This window comes from Lysinibacillus mangiferihumi (genome assembly GCF_003049665.1).
Lineage (GTDB): Bacteria > Bacillota > Bacilli > Bacillales_A > Planococcaceae > Lysinibacillus > Lysinibacillus mangiferihumi.
The window spans coordinates 1-2,170 of the sequence record NZ_PYWM01000084.1; the positions used below are offsets into that span (position 1 = coordinate 1).

Sequence of the window (2,170 nt, forward strand, 5' to 3'; positions counted from 1 at the left end):
GTACTCAATGGCAATGCCTATACAAGATCTAAGTGGATGACGAATGTAAAGCTAACCACAGCGACAGCTATTGTTGGAACAAAAGGCGTTGGCTCCGTAACTAAGGTAGGGAAACTAAAGGGTAATATATCTTCTTCAAAGCCAAAGCCTAAAGATCCTAAGAAGCCTGAAGAGACTAAGGGTACGGGTAATTCTAAATATACTTATAACATGGTTGAAAACCCTGGACCATTAGCTGAAATTAATCAAGGTGCAGCTTCTACGTTTAGAAGTGGAATGTATAATGTCACAAAGCTCGAGAGTGATACAATTCTCTATCGTTCAGGAAAAGCTGGTGGAGGTAAGAATGCTCTAGGTCAATATTTTACAAGGGAGCCAGGTACAAAAAATGATGGACGTATTGACTCTGCAGTTAAAGCACAATGGATTGATCCTAAAACTGGTGTATTAACGGGTTCCTCACCGTTAGAAACGGTTTATGAAATTAAAATACCTCAAGGTACTACAATTTATGAAGGGCCAGCAGGATATCAAGGAGGTATTTACTTAGGTGGAGGGAATCAAATATTCGTTCCAGAGCCTTGGAAGATTAATGGAGTAGAAGTGATTTCGTCAACACCTATTAAATAAAGAGGGGGGTAACTATGCTAATAGATATAGAACAATTAAGAATTCTATTTCAAGAATTAAAAAGAATTTTAGAAAAAGAAAATGATAACGAAACGTTGTATATCATTAATCAATTGAAATTAGGTTTACTTTTAATTGATGAATGTTTAAATGGCACCTATGAAAATGAAGATTTAAAACAGCTGTTTAGTAAATTGGAGGAAATATTTTTAAAAATTAATCAGCCAAGAGTTGGTCTGTCAGATTATTTTATCTGGAGAGATAGCTATGAGGAACGTCTAAAAGTAAATAATGTTTTAGATAAAATTAAAAAAAACCTAACATTAATATTTAGAAAGTATTAAATTATACAGGTAAATTGCAAAATTGAAGGACCTTGACTTGAACTGAACCCTATTTTGTAGACAGTTTAATAAAAAGGGATGTAGTTTTAAGTTAAGCCGCAATGAGATGGCTTCGGTAAGTTGCCGGAGCCATCTTTTTTAATGTCCATTGCTTTCGTGTGTGATTATAATGGTCCATATAGTCCATCACTATTGTGTGTAATTCTGCCAAACTTTCTGCTTGTTTATAATCTACTTCATCTTTGAAATGACCGAAGAACGATTCTATTGGCGCATTATCAAGACAATTTCCTCTGCGGGACATTGACTGGAGAAGTCCCATCTCTTTTACACGCTGCTGATATTCTGGGTGTGTAAAATGAATACCTTGGTCCGAGTGAATCATCGCTTCCGGATGGAGATTGCCGTCTAGATGTGTTTTTAACTTTTCAAGCGTCTTATAAACAAGGGACATCTTTAACGTAGTAGATAATTCATATGCTACAATTTCTCGTGTTGCGACATCTTTCACGCATGATAAATACGCCCTTTGACCACCTCTATATTGCAGATACGTAATATCTGTTAAGAATACTTTTCCTGGCTCTTCTTGCTTAAATGCACGTTTTAAATGGTTCGGTATACGGCGATGCGCCTCTGTTGCTTTTTCTAACAGACGATACGGATTCGCACGACGTACTTTTGCATATAAATTGAACTTACGCATCAGACGAAGAATCTTTTTATGGTTCATGGGTGTGTCCAGCACATCTACCAGTGCCATATAAAATCCACGATAACCAATTTTCCCTTTCGCTTGATCATAAATTGATTTTAATAAGATGTAATCTTAATAATCAGCTTCTTCATGTAAAGCGTGTTTCTCCCTATTTTGAAGCCGCTTATAATAGCCGCTTGGACTAACATTCGCTACCTGACAAAGATGACGCGTCCTATTTTTTAATTGATATAAACGAATCGTTTCATTGATGGCTTGGTATTTCTCTTTTGGTGTTAAAAACGATTCTTCTTCGCCTGTTCCATTTCGTCGAGCTTTTTTAGCAGATTAAGTTCTGCCTCTAATAGTTGAATACGCGCTTCCGCTTTCTCAAGTTTTTTTCTGCGGATAAGTTTTCAAGGCGTGGACGACCAGTACTCTCTTTTCCACGACGTTCCTCGTAAAAGCCTTCCTTACCATGTGTTTGATATGTTTTCTT

The 2,170-nt window shown here is 36.6% G+C and carries 1 protein-coding gene and 2 pseudogenes; 2 read left to right on the forward strand and 1 reads right to left on the reverse strand.

All coding sequences use genetic code 11. The features are described 5' to 3' along the window. Positions 1 to 630 (forward strand): annotated as a pseudogene (locus C9J37_RS28700) (hypothetical protein); the annotation flags it as partial. Positions 631 to 644: 14 nt separating this feature from the next. Continuing rightward, complete coding sequence (locus C9J37_RS27455; RefSeq protein WP_107897923.1) at positions 645 to 974, forward strand: hypothetical protein; 330 nt, start codon at positions 645 to 647, stop codon at positions 972 to 974. A 91-nt stretch (positions 975 to 1,065) separates the two neighbouring features. Here C9J37_RS27455 and C9J37_RS27460 read toward each other — a convergent pair. Then, a pseudogene (locus C9J37_RS27460) lies at positions 1,066 to 2,170 on the reverse strand (IS3 family transposase); the annotation flags it as partial.